Source organism: Aliterella sp. E5.1, assembly GCF_057473825.1.
Map to the genome: position 1 here is coordinate 16,537 of NZ_JBYCCV010000016.1, position 18,401 is coordinate 34,937.

Consider the following 18,401-nt stretch of genomic DNA (forward strand, 5'->3'; position numbering starts at 1 on the left):
GGAACACATTTAAGTGATGGTGAATATTTGCTAGAACGGTTACTCTTACTAGGTAACTACGCAAATATGGTTTGAACATCAATCAGTAGTAAGACAATAAAATAGCCAATAGAGATAAGTATTTGTTCTCAAATGGTGTTTATATTACTCAAATAATTCTGTGGCGATGCTTTTTTGATTGCCCAATACTTTCCTAACCCAAGCAGAGGTTGGCTTAGAAAGGGATCTAACTCTATAGCTAGACGTGATCGAGAAATAAGTTTGCTGCAAATTTTGTGGCAATTTAGTGGGCAAATGCTAGTCGTAATGACTACGATTTAAATAGATCGAAACCATAACGAGTTTATCTTTATAGAAAACTCCCTTATGCGATCGCAGCAAATCGTCAAGTAAAGAGCAGACTTAAGTTATATAGAACAATGGAGCAACAACAAGATAACTTGGGCAACACTGAGGAGACTTTGACTAACCGCCAAGGTCATCCGATCTTTGACAATCAAAACACAAGAACTGTAGGCGATCGAGGTCCCACAGTTTTAGAAAACTATAATTTTCTCGAAAAGATTAGCCACTTTGACCGCGAACGCATCCCAGAGAGAGTCGTTCACGCGCGAGGCGCTGGCGCACACGGTTATTTTGAAGCTTATGGAACAATCGGCGAGGAACCAGCAAGCAAATATACCCGTGCTAAACTTTTCCAAGAAAAAGGCAAAATTACGCCTGTATTTGTCCGTTTTTCTAGTGTTATTCACGGCGGTCATTCGCCTGAAACCCTGCGCGATCCGCGTGGATTTGCAACCAAGTTTTACACCGAAGATGGTAACTGGGATTTAGTTGGCAATAACCTCAAAGTATTTTTCATCAGAGATCCGCTCAAGTTCCCAGATTTGGTTCACGCCTTTAAGCCAGACCCCGTAACAAACCGTCAAGATACCAACCGGATATTTGATTTTATCAGCCATATACCGGAAGCCATGCACATGATTACTTGGCTGTTTAGTCCGTGGGGAATTCCTGCTAACTACAGACAAATGGATGGTTCGGGCGTAAACACTTATAAAATGGTGAATTCTGACGGAGTGGGGCATATAGTTAAGTATTTCTGGGTTCCCAAACAAGGAGTCAAAAACCTAACTCTCGCTCAAGCTGAGGAAGTTCAAGCTAAAAATTTTAATCATGCTACGCAGGATTTGTATGAAGCCATTGAAAGAGGCGATTATCCTGAATGGGAATTTTGCGTACAAATCATGTCCGATGACGACCATCCCGAACTAGATTTCGATCCCTTAGATCCAACCAAAGTTTGGCCGCCAGAGCAATTCCCTTTGTTGCCAATCGGACGGATGGTACTAGACAAAAATCCTACCAACTATTTCGCTGAAGTTGAACAAGCAGCCTTTGGTGCGGGGGTATTAGTTGACGGTTTAGACTTCTCCGACGACAAACTGCTTCAAGGTCGGACTTTTTCATACTCTGATACTCAGCGTCACCGCGTCGGGACAAACTATCTCCAGCTACCGATTAACCGCGCAAAAGCGCGAGTAGCGACAAATCAACGCGATGGTCAGATGGCTTACAACGTTGATGGAGTAGAAGCAGGCGAAAACCCCCATGTCAACTACGAACCAAGCAGTATAGGCGGACTTAAAGAAGCACCGAAGTCTGGCAAAGATCATACTCCCTACGTTCAAAGTCCAGTTGTGCGGCAAAAAATTAGCCGTCTTAACGACTACAAGCAAGCTGGCGAACGGTATCGTACATTTGAAGACTCGGAGCGCGATGACCTAATTTTGAACTTGGTTACAGCACTTAAAACCTGTAACCCAGATATTCAAGAGCGCATGGTAGAACACTTTATGCAATGCGATTCGGAATACGGTACAAGGGTCAAAGAAGGACTTGAGCAAGCCAAGATGTAGCGCGGTTAAAGGGTAAGGGGAAAAAAATAAGATTCCCTTACCTTATATATTCTGTGTACAAAAAGCTTAGAAGTTTATTGATTAAAGCCGCTCCTTCACCAGAGTGGCTTTAGTAACAAGTAAATTTTACTGTTGGTACAATCGTGCCAGACTTGGTAATGCCTCGCTATAGGTTGGGTGAAATAGCCATAGATTCTAACTTTCAATCAAATTTCTACAAAATCCTTGCCGCAGTTAGGTGTACCGTTGGAGCGCGCGATCTCACCTTCCAAAATCCAACTTCTTAATAGTCAGTAACAGAATCGTTTGCATAACTATTTTAACTTTCGCCTTTTTTGAGTTAACGGGTTTTTAGGTTGATACCACCACATCACTAAGCTAGTAATAAATAAAATCATTCAACGTCCGCTCAGAATTATTGCAAGTCATGGAGATCCTGATTTTGATGCGAAAGCCCAAGCAGCGATTCGCCAAAAACTCGAAAATTCTACAAGTAGCGATCGTATTTAGCCCATATTCAGAGCAACTGAATCGCCAAAGCCAAGATAACCGCGTGGGGTAATCATCCAATTATTGTGAGTGCGGGTGGTTTGGTTGCCAATTAATACCGTAGTTAGCATATCAACGGTTGTATCGAGCAATTTATCTAAAGTAGTTAGCGTAATTTGCTCATCTGGGCGATAGGCAGAACGGACGATCGCCACAGGGGTATTTGGATCGCGGTATTTTAAGAAAATGGCTGTTGCTGTCGCTAATTGTTGGGTACGAGTTTGCGACTTGGGATTGTACAAAGCTGTAATAAAATCCGCTTGGGCGGCGGCGGTTAGGCGTTTTTCGATGGTTTCCCAAGGTGTAAGTAAGTCGCTCAAGCTAATAGCACAAAAATCGTGCATTAAGGGCGTACCGACGCGAGAAGCTGCTGCTTGCAAAGCACTAATTCCCGGAAATAGCTGCACGCTGGGGGTTTTCCCATCCCAATTCGCCGCTTGCAATTGTTCCATTACTATCCCCGCCATTCCATAAATACCGCTATCGCCGGAAGATACAACAGCTACCGTCAAGCCCCAATTGGCAAGCTCTATAGCTCGTTCGGCGCGTTGACGTTCTTGAGTAATGGGCATTGCTTCAATAATTTGCTGTGGTTGCAGCAAGGGGGCAATTAAATCTATATACAACGAATAACCAATAACTACATCTGCTGAAGCGATCGCAATTTGAGCAGCAGGAGTAATTTGGTCTAATTGCCCAGGTCCCGTCCCAACTAGCAACAATTTACCTGTACGACCAGTATATTCTTGTGCCGATTGCGCGATCGCAATTGTTACTGCGCCAATAGATTTAAAAATTTGTTTGCTAACTAAAAGAGATTGACTACTAGCAGCACTTAGAGCGGCGGCTTCCGCAACGCTAGGGGTTCCAACTTCCAATTCAACTATGGGGGAAGGGTTAGGGACAGTAACAGCACTTAGAACCTCTTTAGTGAAGGTACGCAAAGGTAAATCGCGCTCTTTGCATAGTTGAAGTAAGCCTATTTCATCAGCTTTTAGATCGATAGTGGCAATTCCGGCGATCGCATTTTCTGCTAATTGATGTTCTAAAAATACCTTTTTAATGGCATTTGCGATCGTTCCCTTCGGCGTTCCGCGTTCGCAGCCAATCCCCACCCACAAAACTCGTGGATGCCATTGGATTTGTGGATAGTTTACACTTTCTACAATCCGGGCGGTAATATATATTTGGGCTTGGGGCGATGAGGAAGATTGAAAACTATAGGCTTTTTGCCACAAATTAGAACCGGATTCTTGAATTACTTGTACGGGTTTACCCTGCGCTACCACCGCACTTACACCCGTCCAATCGCCCTCGCCTCGTCGCCAACCGAAGGGAACGCCCAACATATCTACGGCGGGAAGTCCTAGACCAGAAGATGCGCCTGTTAATACTGGAGTTGCACCGATTAATTGAGCAATTAATTTTGCTAATTTATCCGCACCGCCTTGATGTCCGCTACATAGGCTAATAACAAATTTACCCGCTTCATCTATTACTATCACTGCCGGATCGGTTGATTTGTGTTGCAATAAAGGGGCAATTAACCTTACCACTGCTCCCGTTGCCAAACAAAATATTAAAGCTTGCTGAGTATGCCACAAAGTAGCTACATGAGTTTTTAAATCCCCGCTATATATTTGCGCTGCTTCAATATTGGTGATATCGGGAACCCAAAGCTGTGCGCCCAGATAATGACACAAAGGCTGTAAAGTTTTGGTAGCATTCGGAGTAGTTGCGATCGCCGCTATCGATTGATTCATCAAATTACCTATATTCCATAAATGAAGGGCGCACTACTCAAGTACGCCCCTAAAATAATTGTCTTTAATAAGTCTTTACAGTGAGTAGCTCGTTATTTAGATCCCCTGAATCTACCTTAACAAGGTAGATTTTAAGACTTTCCTTCTGTTTGAGGCTTCTCCCTCTCTAAGAATTTATTTTCCCCCCTTTTTAAGGGGAGGCAAAAAGCGGGTATCGCTTTTCTTCCCGCTTTATTGCCGTGGGCTAGAGGGGATCTACCGCTAATCGTTCGCCGCTTCCCTTAAAGCAGTTGCTGCTTGAGCAGTTTTCAAAGTGCTAATAATTGAGGGTTGCAATATGGGCGTATTGGCAACGGAATTATTAGCTAAAGTAAACAACGGATTCGACAAAATTCCCGCCAAAGAAGTCGCCACTAAAGTCAAGATTAAACATACTTGAATTGGGCGCATTCCTGGCAAATCCCAGCGAATTTCGGGATAATTTTTCACCGCTTCCGACATTTCTTGAGGTTCCTTGACTACCATCATTCTCACTACGCGAATGTAGTAGTAAATTGAAATTACTGTCGTTACAAGCCCTAGCAACACCAACCAATATTGCCCAGCTTGCCAACCAGCCCAGAATAGGTAAATTTTGCCAAAAAACCCAGCTAGGGGCGGAATACCACCCAAAGACAGCAAGCAAATACTTAAACCCAAGGTCAACAGTGGATCTTTTTGGTACAAACCAGAGTATTCGCTAATTTGATCGGTTCCCGTGCGTAAAGAAAAGAGAATCACGCAGCAGAATCCGCCCAAATTCATAAATAGGTAAATTATCAGGTAAAATACCATGCTAGAGTAGCCAGCTTCGGTTCCTGCAATCAAGCCAATCATCACAAAGCCAGCTTGAGCAATGGAAGAATAAGCCAGCATCCGCTTCATGCTAGTTTGAGCTAGGGCGACAACATTACCCAAAACCATACTTAGCACTGCAAGGGCGGTAAATACAAATTGCCACTCGGCGGTAATAAGCGGAAAAGCCGTTGTTAGCAAGCGAATTGCTAAAGCAAAACCCGCAGTTTTTGAACCTACGGATAAAAAGGCAATCACTGGAGTGGGTGCGCCTTCATAAACATCTGGTGTCCATTGGTGGAAAGGTGCGGCAGATATTTTGAAGCCAATTCCGGCAATTACAAATACTAAAGCAATTAGCAACCCCAAAGATTGTTCGCCGTTAATATTGGGAATATTCGCAGCAATGATATCTAACTGAGTTTCTCCCCCCGAAAGCCCGTACAGTAAGGAAACTCCGTACAAAAATACGGCGGTACTCGAAGCGCCAATTAGCAAGTATTTTAATGCTGCTTCATTCGAGCGGGGATCGCGCTTGGTGTAGCCTGTCATCAAGTAGGATGAGATACTGAGGGTCTCTAGGGAGATGAAAATCATCACCAATTCATTTGCTCCGGAAAGGAACATTGCCCCTAAAGTCGCACTCAGCATAATTGTAATAAATTCAGCTAGTGCCGTACCCGATTGCTCTATGTAGCGAATCGACATCAAAATTGTGACAACGGTAGATAGAGCAACGATCCCGCGAAATACAATACTCAAGTCATCGCTATTAAATGCACCTAAAAAGCCAATGGGGTTGGGGTTATCCCATTGCAAGTATAAAGCAACGATCGCACTCAATAATCCCGCGATCGCCCCGTAGGGAATCCAACGCGAAGCTTTGCGCCCCCCAATTAAGTCACCGACTAAAACCACCAGAAGGGTAGTAATAATTATCCCTTCGGGCAAAATTGTCCCAGCGTTCAACTGGGCTGCAAGCGTGGCAAAATCCATACTTTGTATAGGCTGCCGTTATTAGGCATAAAAACTAACCGTGTTCATTGTATTGTCTCTCAAACTGATTAAGATGTTTTTTTGATTTATTTCTTCGATATTTATAGTCAAAATTTCCAATTTTGCCTCTGACAAGGTAAAAACTTCTTGAATAAAGCTGCTCTATTTTGAAGCAACGAGGCGCAAAACAAGCCATAGGGGTAAATTTTGACACAATGATCAAAAGTCTTGGAAAGCTTGACACGTAATCATTTGAGGCTATTTTTTACCCATAGCTATAGCCACTAACTGTAAATATAGGTTAAAGATTGAAATAACTTACTGTAGATAAATATTATCTGTTTAAAAAATTCTCCCTCTTGACATTAGGAGGGAAATTCTTTAATCCTTGGACTTATTAGCCTCGTTGCTACTTGCTCAAAAAGTTCCCATGCCAACTCTCGTTATTGTTGAATCTCCGACTAAAGCCCGTACTATTCGTAATTATTTGCCCGCAGGCTACCGCGTGGAAGCTTCGATGGGTCACGTCCGCGATTTGCCCCAGTCGGCTAGTGATATTCCGGCGGCGGTAAAGTCTGAAAAATGGGCTAATTTGGGTGTCAATGTGGATGCAGATTTTGAACCCCTGTATATAATCCCCAAAGATAAGAAAAAAATTGTTACCCAACTCAAAGAGGCTCTCAAATCCGCCGATGAACTGATACTGGCGACCGATGAAGACCGGGAAGGAGAGAGCATAAGTTGGCATTTATTGCAAATATTGAAGCCAAAAGTGCCAATTAAACGGATGGTGTTTCACGAAATTACGTCTGAAGCCATCAAAAAGGCACTCAAAAATTGCCGCAATATTGACGAGCAAGTAGTCCGCGCTCAAGAAACTAGACGTATTTTAGATCGTTTAGTCGGTTACACGTTGTCGCCCCTCCTTTGGAAAACAATTGCTTGGGGGCTATCCGCCGGACGAGTCCAATCGGTGGCAGTACTGTTGCTAGTCAATCGCGAACGCCAGCGCCGCGCTTTTCGTCAAGGTAGTTATTGGGACTTAAAGGCAACCTTAGAACAGGAAAAAACCCCTTTTAGCGCCGTACTAACAACCCTCGCAGGCACGAAAGTAGCTACAGGTAGCGATTTTGATGAAGCCACTGGGCAAATTATTGCCGGACGCAAAGTAACGTTACTGAGCGAAGCAGAGGCACGAAATCTGCAAAAACGTTTAACAGGTAAGCCCTGGCAAGTAACCGGGCTAGAGGAGCGCCCTGTTACCCGCAAACCTGCCCCGCCGTTTACTACTTCAACATTGCAACAAGAATCTAACCGCAAACTAAGAATCTCGGCACGGGATACCATGCGGACGGCACAAAGCTTGTACGAGCAAGGGTATATTACCTATATGCGGACAGATTCGGTGCATTTATCCTCAGAAGCTGTCGCCGCGTCCCGCAGTTGTGTAGAAAAACTTTACGGCAAAGAGTATCTTAGCCCTTCCCCTCGGCAATATACAACTAAAAGCAAAGGCGCTCAAGAAGCCCACGAAGCCATCCGTCCGGCGGGTAATACTTTTCGCACTCCCCAAGAAACGGGCTTAAGCGGTCGAGAAGCGGCTTTGTACGATTTGATTTGGAAGCGGACGGTAGCCAGTCAAATGGCTGATGCGCGACAAACGCAAGTATCTGTCCAAACTCAAGTAGAAGATGCGGGATTTCGTTCTAGTGGCAAACGGATTGATTTTCCTGGGTATCTCCGCGCCTATGTAGAAGGTTCTGATGACCCCAATGCGGCGTTAGAAAACCAAGAAGTAATTTTGCCAACATTAAAAGTAGGCGACTTTCCAAATTGCACTAAATTAGAGGCGGTAGGTCACGAAACTCAGCCACCTGCTCGTTATACCGAAGCTTCTTTAGTCAAAACTTTAGAAAGCGAAGGGATTGGGCGACCTAGTACCTATGCAAGTATTATTAGCACGATTATCGATCGCGGCTACGCGCAGCTAGTAAACAATGCTCTAATTCCAACTTTTACAGCTTTTGCCGTTACAGCTTTACTAGAAGAGCATTTTCCCGACTTGGTAAATACAAGCTTTACGTCAAAAATGGAGCAAACTTTAGATGATATTGCCACCGGAGAAGCAAAATGGTTGCCATACCTGCGCCAATTTTATTCGGGGGACAAAGGGCTAGAAACTTTAGTCAAAGAAAGAGAAAGCCAAATCGATCGCTCTAAAGCTAAGACTGTACAATTAGACGATTTGGATGTCAAAGTCCGCATTGGTAAGTTTGGTCCTTACGTTGAATCAAATAACGGTAATGGCACAATTACAGCTTCAATTCCGCCAAACTTGACTCCCGCAGATATAAATTCTGAACAAGTCGAAGCACTGTTAAAGGGACCAAACAAAGTTGGGCAGCATCCTGATACGGGAGAAACAATTTACCTCAAAATTGGCAGCAATGGCTATTATTTACAGTTGGGCGAACCCTCCGAGGAAAATAAGAAACCTAAAACTGCGTCTCTACCTGCGGGTGTCAGTCCTGACGACGTGACGTTAGAAATGGCTGTCAATCAGTTGTCATTACCCCGGACTTTGGGGGTTCATCCGGCGACAAATGGCAAAATTCAAGCGGGGCTAGGCAAGTTTGGACCATTTATCGTCCATAACCAAAGCAAGGATGAGAAAGATTACCGCAGTCTCAAAGGCGCAGATGATGTCTTTACAATTTCTTTGGAGCGGGCAATAGAAATTTTGTCAGAGCCGAAAAAAACCGGGCGGAGCAAGTCTAAGCAACCTTTAAAAGAATTAGGTTCTCATCCGGTAGACAACGAACCTGTAAATATCTACGATGGTCCTTATGGTGCTTATATCAAGCACGGTAAAACCAATGTTGGTTTAGCCGAAGGTCAAACTGTAGAAACGATGACTCTAGCTACAGCTTTAGAGTTATTAGCCACCAAAAAGCCTGCTGGTAGCGCCAAGCGTACAACCACCAAGTCTACAACTACCACTGCCAAAAAAACTACAACAACCAAATCTAGAGCAAAATCAAGTTCAAAAACCTAGGATTATTAGCATATGCGATCAAAAATAAATTTACACGCACAACAATGACAAGTTACAACGCGCAAGCAAGTCGTGAATGGTGGGCGCAACGATGGCTAGATTTACTAGACTCCTACCGCTTCAAAAAACGTCTAGAAAGGGCGAGAACTTACTCAAGGCAAGGAAATGTACTTAGCATCAAGTTTCAAGGGGCTAAGGTGTCCGCCGAGGTACAAGGAACAGAAGTAGAACCCTATCAAGTTTCTTTGTCTTTGGAGTCTTTTACCGAAGAACAATGGGGCTACGTGATTGAAACTATGTCCCATCGAGCATATTTTGCCGCCAAATTATTAGCTGGAGAAATGCCGCAAAATATTGAGGAAGTCTTTACCGCCAACGGCGTGTCGCTATTTCCGTTTAGTTTGAGCGATATTTGCAGTAAGTGTTCTTGTCCCGACAAAGCCAATCCCTGTAAGCATATAGGCGCAGTGTATTATCAATTGGGCGATCGCTTTAGTGAAGATCCTTTTGTTTTATTTCAACTGCGCGGTAGCTCTAAAGACCAAATTATTGCTTCCTTGCGTCAGCTACGCCGTACTAACAATACCGAATCAACTACCGATTTACAAACCAACACCGCCCCTACCTCTAAAACTACTAATTTTCCTAATATTGCTCAATTTTGGCACTACGATCGCCCTTTAGACCCCGATTTAGTTGTCATTGCCCCCCCCGTAAGTAGCGAATCAATTTTAGATATTTTAGGACCAATCCCCCTATCGATTGATGGCACAGGGAACTCTAATTTTGATGCTACCGTCTCGGAAGCTGCGATCGCGTATTTAAGTAATGCCTACGGACAAGTTAGCCAAAAAGCTGCACTTGCAGCCATGAATCTATAAGCTGCGTTAATTTGCTGCCCTAGATTTTGCCAACTTCGGCTATGTTTTCTACAATAAAAAAGAGCTAGGCTTCCACTCGTCCAGTTAAACTAGGAATTCTAGTCCTATAATTGCTCTTACTATGCCTGATTTTTTAAGACTTGAGGATGCTGTTGAATTTGCTGAGAACCCAGAACCGCGCTGTCCCTGCGTGTTGTTGCTCGACACTTCGGGTTCCATGCAAGGTGAGGCGATTAATGCCCTAAATGAAGGATTAAAAATATTTAAGGAGGAGCTAAATCGCGATAACTTAGCCAAAAAGCGAGTTGAAGTCGCAATTCTTACCTTCAATAGCGATGTGAATGTAGTCCAAGATTTTATTACCGCCGACCAATTTGAACCACCAACACTAAAGGCTCAAGGTTTAACAGTCATGGGTTCGGCAATTCATAAAGGGCTAGATATGGTATCTAGCCGCAAAGCTGAGTACAGCGCCAATGGAGTCGCTTATTATCGTCCTTGGGTATTTTTAATTACCGATGGAGAACCCCAAGGCGAACCAGATAGTTTGATAGAGCAAGCCGCCCAACGGATCAAAGAAGATGAAGCTAATAAGCGCGTAGCTTTCTTTGCTGTAGGTGTAGAAGGAGCAAATATGACTCGCCTTTCCCAAATCGTTGCTCGCAGTCCTTTGAAGTTAGTGGGTTTAAACTTTCAAGAAATGTTTATCTGGCTTTCTGCCAGTATGCAGCGAGTATCGCAATCAAGAATGGATGAACAAATACCTTTGCCGCCGCCTGGTTGGGGTATAATTTAAGTCTGACGGGGATTAAGGCGCAATTTTTTGACTTCTTTCCCCGCAACTATTTTATTGAGCTTCCCTGAAATCTTCCTCTTTTGTAGATGAAATTTGGTTTAAAGTTTTTTGAGCTAAGGAAAACTCTGCATTATCTACCTTTGGCATGACAGAAATCGGGGAGCTATTAGAAATTACATTTAATTTTTCCTCTGGGGTGGAGTCTAAGCTTTCTGCTACCTGTACTTGCTGTTTTAATTGTTGGGTAGTAGATACCAAACCACTCAAACCATCGACTATTTCGCGGACGTTTTGACGAAACTGAGGATCTCCGGTTAGTTCGTCCAAATCTGAGGTGATTTTTTGGGCATTAGCAAAAGTTACCCGCGCCGAATCTAGAGTTTGCTGCAATACCAAAATATTATTAGGATCGTTTAGAGCGTTAGAGGCATTGCGGAGGTTGGCAGAAGCTTCCGCAGCGTTGGCAGATAGGGTTTCTAGATTTTGGACTAATTGCCCTTGGTTGAGACGATTAAGTGTGGGTGATAGCTCGCCAAATGTCCCTTGCAACTGTTCGCTTGCCCGGTTGAGATTGTTTAGAGTAGTAACTAAAGTAGAGCGATTGGTCGTTACCAAACTATCGACATTATTTACTAACCGATTGACATTAGCTGTAGTTGTATTTAGCTGCGATGCGGTAGTGCCAAATTGATTTAGGGTTTTGCGGCTTGAAGTGCTAATTTCATTGGCAGCTTTTTCTACGGAAGTTGCCGCCGTAGAAAAAGTTCCGAGTTGCTGGCGGGTAGACTTGGATAAAACTTCAAGTTCGCGGGTAAGCTGAGTTACTTCCGACGCAGCCCTGGCTGCATTGTTTACGGCAGTATTTAGGTTGGCATATAGCTTTGGATTGCCGTAGATACTAGCAAAATTGGTTGAAGAACGAATCAGCGCATCTAGACTAATACCAATTTGACCTTGAAGCCGAGAACCGTCACAAATAATTAAATTGCGATCGCAATTTTCATCTAGGGGTTGGGCGACAACCAATTGGGGAGATAGCTGAGTTTGGGGCGTAATATCAATACTAACTTCGCTAATCAAACCCGATTGATTGGCTTCAATTACGGCATTGCGAGGAATTATGATGTCGGCGGGACTAATTTCCATCTCAACATCTACACCGTTTGCGCCTGGTTTAATCGCTACAATACTACCGACATTTACCCCCCGATAGCGAACATTTGCCCCCTCTTGCATTCCACCGACATTGGCAAAAGAGACGGTAGCTGTATAGCTGCGTTTATTTAATTGCATTCCTTGCAGCCAAAGAATAAATCCCCCTAGCAACCCTAAACCTAGAAGGATTAATAAACCAACAGAGCCTTCTCGAACTGTGCGCGATCGGATCAAAATATTCTCCTAGCTATTAGTATTTAGCTGACAATCTGCTATAAGGGTAAAACCCATGCACCTCAACCAATTATATGAATTGGTCCTTCTACACTACCGCTAAAAAATTGTTTGATTAAAGGATGATCTGTAGTTTGAGTATCGCTTACAGTTCCCTCCCATTGCACTTTACCTTGATACAGAAAGATTATGCGATCGGCAGTGCGGCGAATAGTGCTGTCTTGGTGAGTAACAATCGCGTAAGTGCTACAAACTCCTTGAGTGGATTGCAACTGACGGATCAAGTCTTCAATTACTGTAGATGCGATCGGATCTAATCCGGCGGTAGGTTCATCGTATAGCAAAACTTCTGAGACATCTTTGGGGTTGTTGGGGTTTGCCATAATTGCCCTGGCAAAACTAACTCGCTTACGCATTCCTCCCGATAATTCGGCAGGGTAGCGGCTTCCCGCTTCCCCCAAGCCTACCATTTCTAGTTTTTGCTTTACCAGTTCTCTAATGCGCGACTTTTTGAGTTTGGAGTGTTGAAATAGCAAAAATCCTACATTCTCCTCTACCGTGAGCGAGTCAAATAAAGCGGCTTGCTGAAATACCATACCTATGCCAATTGAATCGTTACCATCTTCAATTAACCCCGATCTTAGCTGTCCTTCTATGTATATTTCCCCAGCATCTGGCGCTAATAACCCAGCAATAATTCTTAAAATGGTCGATTTCCCCGTACCCGAAGGTCCAATAATTGCTAAGGCTTCTCCTCGGTACATTTTTAAGTCTACGTTGTCTAAAATTACACTTTTGCCAAAGTTTTTACTAATGCCCTTTAATTCAATTATTGGTTCAGTAGTAGCAGGTGGAAAAGTTTCTGTTGCATTCAAGTAGTGCATTTTACTTTGTTACTGTCTACAACAATTTTGGCGCAAAGCAAAATGAATTATCAACTTTTGTGGTGAAAGTATCTTAACTAATAACCTTGACCGCGCAGAAATTGCTATAACTATTTTAGGCGATCGCCAAGGGCAACAAGTGCCGCTACTATTTTCTAGAGTTTCCCGTTTTGATTGGCAACAACAACCAACAATTGAGCGGTGGACAAAATACTTTGCTACTTCTGCTGTACTACTAGGCTTCAATAAACCAGAAAACACGCCGTCGTCTCCACCAGCACAATCTACTCCCAGCCCTGCTAGACCTCGAAGCGTTACGCCGACAGTCCCCGCTAGTTCCAGCAACTCTGTACCACCCGCGCCTACTCCAAATAATGCTCCTCCTACCTCTAGTGGGGCTAGTTTAGAAGAAACCGATCTAGGTTATCGCTAAAAAGCGGGTAATCGGACTCGAACCGACGACATTCAGCATGGGAAGCTGACGTTCTACCACTGAACTATACCCGCAACAGAGCAAAGTAATATTATACGACTAATTTTTGATTGCTCGTTAGTTATTCGGAAATTTGCTTGCGCATCGAGCTTCTGCTCCATCCATGCTTTAGTCGCTTGAGAATCCAAGATTGGAAGTTATCTACATAGGTAAATAGTACAGGCACAACTACCAGTGTCAGCAGCGTAGAAGTTGTAAATCCGCCCATAATTGCAATTCCCATCGGGCTGCGGACTTCTGCCCCCGCTCCCAATCCTAAAGCTAAGGGTATAGTTCCCGCTACTGTAGCTAGAGAAGTCATCAAAATTGGTCGCAGGCGCGACAAACCAGCTTCTATCAGCGCTTGACGCTGAGTTTTGCCTTCTTCTAAGTACATGATGGTATAGTCTACTAACAAAATTGAGTTTTTGGTCACAATCCCCATTAGTAAGACAATTCCAATTAGAGCATAAAGTCCTAGAGCTTTTTGAGCAATTAACAAGCCCAACAGCGCCCCACCCAAAGATAAAGGCAACGCCACCATAATTGTGAGCGGGTGAAGGAAGTTGTTGTACAACAGCACTAAAATGGCATAAATACACATAATTGCCAGTGCCAGCGCCGTACCAAAACGCCCAAAGATTTCTTGCATAATTTCCGCATCCCCCGCACTTTGGCGCACGACTTCCGGCGGTAAGGGATTTAAGGCTGGTAACTTGTCTACCGCTTGTACGCCATCGCCGAGAGCAATGCCTTGTAAGTTGGCTTCTACCGAAACTTGACGGGATCTATCGTAGCGGTCTATTTGTGCTGGACCGCTACCGTAACGAATATCTGCAACGGCGATTAGGGGGACTAAGGTATTGTTTTTACCTGGTACGCGCAGATTTCTTAAAGTATTAATATCTTCCTTTGCTTGCTCGGCAATTTGCACGCGGATGGGAATTTGGCGGGTTCTTAAATTAAATTTAGCTAAGTTTGCCTCGTTGTCACCAATGGTTGCCAAGGATGTGGTTTGAGCAATTGACTGCACGTTTACTCCCAAGTCGGCGGCTTTTTCAGGGTTGGGGACAATTAAAATTTCTGGTTTGACTAGGCTGGCGGTAGAGGCGACTTCTACTAAGCCGGGAACCGAACGCATTTGCTTTTCTAAGTTATTAGCAACTTCGGTTAAAGCTGGCGCATTTTCGCTCTTTAAGACAATAGTTAAATCTTTGGTACTACCTGCTGCCCCTTGACTTTGAAAACTAATTCTCGCCCCAGGAATTTTTTGCAGTAACGGGCGCATTTGTTGCTCGTATTCTACTTGAGATAGTTCCCTGGTTTTTTTGGGCTGGAGATTGACAATCAGCGTTGCTGAATCTATTTCTTGAGTTGTTAGGACATTTTCAACGGCGGGACTGCGGCGCAAAATATCTGTGGCTTGGGTGGCTACTTTGCGCGTGTCAGCCAAGGTCGAACCGGGTGGTAGTTCGATTGAAACTGTCGAAATCCCCAAGTCGCCATTATCAATAAATCCTTGAGGAATTAAAGGAATAAGGGCTAAACTGCCAATGAAAAAAGTAATCGCAATGCCGATAGTAGTTAAGCGATGACTTAATGCCCAATTTAGTAATTTTCGATAAGGTTGGAATCGCCTTCTACTATTACGTGTCTCCTCCTTTCTGATTTGTTTATTTGTTTTTGGTTTAAACATATTAGCCCCCAACATCGGGGTAATAGTCCGCGCTACCAAAGTAGAAAAAATTGTCGAAACGGCAACCGTCACCCCAAAAGGTTGAAAAAATTGCCCAGGAATCCCGCCCATAAAAGCTACAGGCAAAAATACCGCAATAATTGTTGCGGCACTAGCAAGTACCGCTAAACCGACTTCCGCCGACGAGTCAAAGGCGGCTTGACGGGGGGTTTTACCCATGCCAATATGCCGTTCCATGTTTTCGACTTCGACTACGGTATCGTCTACCAAGTTGCCCACCGCCAACGCCAACGCTAGCAAAGTCATGTTGTTGAGGGTGTAGCCTAAAGCGTGTTGGACAGCAAAAGTTGGCAGAATAGATAGAGGCAGAGCGATCGCTGTAATTAGAGTTGCCCGCCAATCGCGCAAAAATACCAAGATCGTAATTACGGCAAGGGCGGAAGCTTGTACCAAATCGTCAATAGTATTTTCGTAAGATTCGCGGATAAAATCACCGCGCGTAAAAATTAATTCTAATTTCACATCCCTAGGCAGGGTTTTTTGCAGCTTTTCTACGGCTTTAATTACCCCTTCTTCTACCGATACTAAGGTTGTACCCGTACTACGCAGTATAGAAAAAGCGACTACTGGCTGGTTATTGAGATAAGCCGCCGTCCTTGGTTCGGCAAAACTATCCTCAACTTCCCCTAAGCTCGATAACGGCACAAAACTGCCATTGGGTAACACGATTTGATAGTTCTGTAATTCCCTAACTGTAGCGGCACTGCCGAGAGTGCGGATACTTTGTTCGCTACCGCCTACTTCAGTTCTTCCTCCGGGTAAGTTGACGTTGAAGGCGCGAATTTGCTCGTTTACTGCCGTTGCTGTTATTCCCAATGCTTGCAAGCGTTCGGGAGCTAAATTTATTCTAATTTCGCGGTCTACACCACCATCGCGGCGGACTTCAGCAACCCCTTGGACTGATAAAAGGGCGCGGCTAATAGTTTCGTCTACTAAGTTGCTTAATTCTTCTACTGATTGCTGGTTAGAAACTACAGCGTAGGTCATGATTGCGCCGCCGGAAAATTCTAACCTTTGAATAATCGGCTCGTTAATATCTTGAGGTAAATTTTGGCGAATTTGGGCAACGGCATTACGCACGTCATTGGTAGCGCGATCGCTATCTGTACCCAAGTCAAAGTTAATAATTGTTGTCGAAACGCCGTCATTGACGGTAGAAATCATATTGTCAATGTTTCCCAAGCCCGCTATGGCATCTTCCACGGGCTTGGTTACTTGAAATTCTAGTTCTGAAGGTCCCGCCCCTGGTTGGGTAACAGTGACGGAAACGGCAGGAACATCAATATTTGGATTAATATCGATGCCTAAAGTTGTAAACGAAAACCAACCGATAATCGTCAGAAATAAAAATAAAACTATTGTGGGTACAGGGCGGCGAATTGACCAAGCAGAAAGGTTAAAATCCATAGTTATTTACCTTGTGCTACTACTTGTACTTTGTCGCCATCTTTGAGATAGCCAGCGCCTGCAACGACTACGCGATCGCCTATTTTCAATCCCTTAATAATTTCTACACTCCCCTTACCAATAACTTCTCCTACTTCAATTTGTTGACTGCGCACTAGATCGCCGTCCGTTAATACAAAAGCGATCGCGTTACCGTCGCTTTGAGGTAATACAGCTTTGGCAGGAATGGCAATTCCGGGGACATTAGCGATCGTAATTGCGGCACTGGCAAACATTCCCGGTCGCAACAGAGAAGTTGCTGGCATATCTATTCTTACTGTTGCTTCGCGGCTTTGCGGGTTTACGAGGGGGGCTATTTCTCTGACTTTGGCGCTCAAGCGCAAGCGGGGGTCTGCATCGCTAGTAATTACTGCCGGAGCATCGATTTTTACTTGGGCTAAATTAGTTGTTGGTACTTTTGCCTGCAATTCTAAAGAGCCATTTTGAATAATTGAAAATATTTTTTGCGTACTATTGGCGACATCCCCAACTTGGGCAGTTTGCTCGGCAATTATCCCACTAGCAGGAGCGCGGACTATAGTTTGATTTAGTTGGGTTTGTTGTTGCTGGACGCGGGCGATACTGATGCGGACATCCGCTTCGGCGCTGGCAATATTAGCCTGGGCAACACTAATTGCTTCTCTAGCTGTAGTAGCGGTAGTCGAACGGGTTTCTAATTCTTGACGGCTAATTGCCCCTTGCTCGGCTAGTCGCCTATATCGTTCAAGGTTGCTGTTTGCTTCGCTTAGAGTCGCACGGGCTTGAACTAGGGCGGCTAATCTTTGCTGGACTACGGCTCGATTGGATTCTACTTCTGCTTTTGCTTGAGCGATTTGAGTTTGCAATACAGAATTATCTAAAACAGCTAGAGTTTGTCCTCTTTTTACGGAGTCGCCTTCATCTACCAATAGTTGCTCGATTTGCAAGCCTGTGGCTTGAGGCAACACTGGGAGCAAGTCCCGCGCGTTGACGGTTCCCGTGACGTTGAGTGTGCGGGCGACGGGAGTAAGCTGGACGGGGGCAACAGTTACGCTGATTGCGGGCGGTGCGATCGCATTTGGCGCGGTAGCGGCAGGCTTGATCGTATTGGGGCGATTCATAATAGTCATGCCTACCCCTGCCAAACCAATTCCGATCCCCGTGCCTAAGAGTAGTGGCATTAGCCATCCTCTAGAGCGCTGACGCTGCTTGGTCGTTACAATCTGCTCGGTTTCTACCTCTTTTTCCAGCACAAATTTTTGTTCTGGCTGTTCCCTTTCAGGTATATTTTTTTGACTTTCAGCGACATCTACAGTTTCAGCCACGCGATCGCCTGCCCGTTATTTCAATAAAAACTTAGCACTCTAATTAATATATCTCAATATCTTTGCTGATTTGGGAAATCTATGCGTGTAAGTGATGTAATTTTTGTGGTATTGTTATTTGGGAGCGTGTCTTCTTTGTGAATTCCCGTAGATCGAGTTGCCATCAGGGAGGCTAAGGTTTCCTATGGCGTTATGCTACGGTTAAGTAACCGCATCGAGTTTTTACCTCTACCTAAGCACGCTTTCTAGGTGCTACTCTTGACTCTAATCGCCAAATTCAGCGCGTTGGAACCTGCGGGACGCTAAAGCTTTAACCTGAGTCTCTTTGCAGATTTCCCGAAAAGAGCTAGATAATAC

At 44.3% G+C, this 18,401-nt stretch carries 10 protein-coding genes, 1 tRNA gene and 1 pseudogene; 5 read left to right on the forward strand and 7 right to left on the reverse strand.

The features are described 5' to 3' along the window. Positions 1–419: 419 nt before the first annotated feature. Positions 420–1,907, forward strand: a pseudogene (locus AC2VE5_RS08350) (catalase); the annotation flags it as partial. Positions 1,908–2,425: 518 nt separating this feature from the next. Here AC2VE5_RS08350 and cobJ read toward each other — a convergent pair. Continuing rightward, the gene (gene cobJ, locus AC2VE5_RS08355; RefSeq protein ID WP_486887304.1) at positions 2,426–4,231 is read right to left on the reverse strand and encodes a precorrin-3B C(17)-methyltransferase; all 1,806 of its coding nucleotides are present in this window, start codon (positions 4,229–4,231) and stop codon (positions 2,426–2,428) included. A gap of 261 nt (positions 4,232–4,492) precedes the next feature. After that, positions 4,493–6,061, reverse strand: coding sequence for an NAD(P)H-quinone oxidoreductase subunit N (locus tag AC2VE5_RS08360; protein ID WP_486887305.1), 1,569 nt, complete (start codon positions 6,059–6,061; stop codon positions 4,493–4,495). Between the two features lie 430 nt (positions 6,062–6,491). Between AC2VE5_RS08360 and topA the strand changes: the two genes are divergently transcribed. The 3 genes from topA (at position 6,492) to AC2VE5_RS08375 (ending at position 10,793) form a co-directional block, all read left to right on the forward strand. Next, positions 6,492–9,116 carry a type I DNA topoisomerase gene (topA, locus tag AC2VE5_RS08365; RefSeq protein ID WP_486887348.1) on the forward strand — a complete coding sequence of 875 codons (2,625 nt, stop codon included), beginning with the start codon at positions 6,492–6,494 and terminating at the stop codon, positions 9,114–9,116. Between the two features lie 44 nt (positions 9,117–9,160). Next, a complete protein-coding gene (locus tag AC2VE5_RS08370; protein ID WP_486887306.1) occupies positions 9,161–9,997 on the forward strand; it encodes an SWIM zinc finger family protein in 837 nt (278 codons plus the stop codon). Between the two features lie 121 nt (positions 9,998–10,118). Beyond that, positions 10,119–10,793: a vWA domain-containing protein gene (locus tag AC2VE5_RS08375; protein ID WP_486887307.1), complete on the forward strand. Its 675-nt coding sequence runs from the start codon at positions 10,119–10,121 to the stop codon at positions 10,791–10,793. Positions 10,794–10,844: 51 nt separating this feature from the next. Here the strand turns inward: AC2VE5_RS08375 and AC2VE5_RS08380 are convergent, their stop codons facing one another. Continuing rightward, complete coding sequence (locus tag AC2VE5_RS08380; RefSeq protein WP_486887308.1) at positions 10,845–12,182, reverse strand: MlaD family protein; 1,338 nt, start codon at positions 12,180–12,182, stop codon at positions 10,845–10,847. Positions 12,183–12,244: 62 nt separating this feature from the next. Continuing rightward, positions 12,245–13,066 carry an ABC transporter ATP-binding protein gene (locus tag AC2VE5_RS08385; RefSeq protein WP_486887309.1) on the reverse strand — a complete coding sequence of 274 codons (822 nt, stop codon included), beginning with the start codon at positions 13,064–13,066 and terminating at the stop codon, positions 12,245–12,247. A gap of 139 nt (positions 13,067–13,205) precedes the next feature. On the opposite strand from AC2VE5_RS08385, the gene AC2VE5_RS08390 reads away from it, so the two are divergent. Beyond that, on the forward strand, positions 13,206–13,499 hold the full coding sequence (locus tag AC2VE5_RS08390) for a hypothetical protein (protein ID WP_486887310.1): 294 nt from the start codon (positions 13,206–13,208) through the stop codon (positions 13,497–13,499). A 2-nt stretch (positions 13,500–13,501) separates the two neighbouring features. On the opposite strand, the gene AC2VE5_RS08395 is transcribed toward AC2VE5_RS08390, so the two are convergent. The 3 genes from AC2VE5_RS08395 to AC2VE5_RS08405 form a co-directional block, all read right to left on the reverse strand. Then, positions 13,502–13,573: transfer RNA gene (locus tag AC2VE5_RS08395), tRNA-Gly, on the reverse strand. A 47-nt stretch (positions 13,574–13,620) separates the two neighbouring features. Then, on the reverse strand, positions 13,621–16,701 hold the full coding sequence (locus AC2VE5_RS08400; protein ID WP_486887311.1) for an efflux RND transporter permease subunit: 3,081 nt from the start codon (positions 16,699–16,701) through the stop codon (positions 13,621–13,623). 2 nt (positions 16,702–16,703) lie between these two features. Beyond that, positions 16,704–18,044, reverse strand: a complete 1,341-nt coding sequence (locus AC2VE5_RS08405) for an efflux RND transporter periplasmic adaptor subunit (RefSeq protein ID WP_486887312.1) — start codon at positions 18,042–18,044, stop codon at positions 16,704–16,706. Positions 18,045–18,401 lie beyond the last annotated feature (357 nt).

Bases quoted from the DNA above. Each gene is read 5' to 3' on its own strand.
- cobJ (WP_486887304.1), bottom strand. From the start codon at position 4,231: ATGAATCAATCGATAGCGGCGATCGCAACTACTCCGAATGCTACCAAA.
- AC2VE5_RS08400 (WP_486887311.1), bottom strand. From the start codon at position 16,701: ATGGATTTTAACCTTTCTGCTTGGTCAATTCGCCGCCCTGTACCCACA.
- AC2VE5_RS08375 (WP_486887307.1), top strand. From the start codon at position 10,119: ATGCCTGATTTTTTAAGACTTGAGGATGCTGTTGAATTTGCTGAGAAC.
- topA (WP_486887348.1), top strand. From the start codon at position 6,492: ATGCCAACTCTCGTTATTGTTGAATCTCCGACTAAAGCCCGTACTATT.
- AC2VE5_RS08370 (WP_486887306.1), top strand. From the start codon at position 9,161: ATGACAAGTTACAACGCGCAAGCAAGTCGTGAATGGTGGGCGCAACGA.
- AC2VE5_RS08385 (WP_486887309.1), bottom strand. From the start codon at position 13,066: ATGCACTACTTGAATGCAACAGAAACTTTTCCACCTGCTACTACTGAA.
- AC2VE5_RS08360 (WP_486887305.1), bottom strand. From the start codon at position 6,061: ATGGATTTTGCCACGCTTGCAGCCCAGTTGAACGCTGGGACAATTTTG.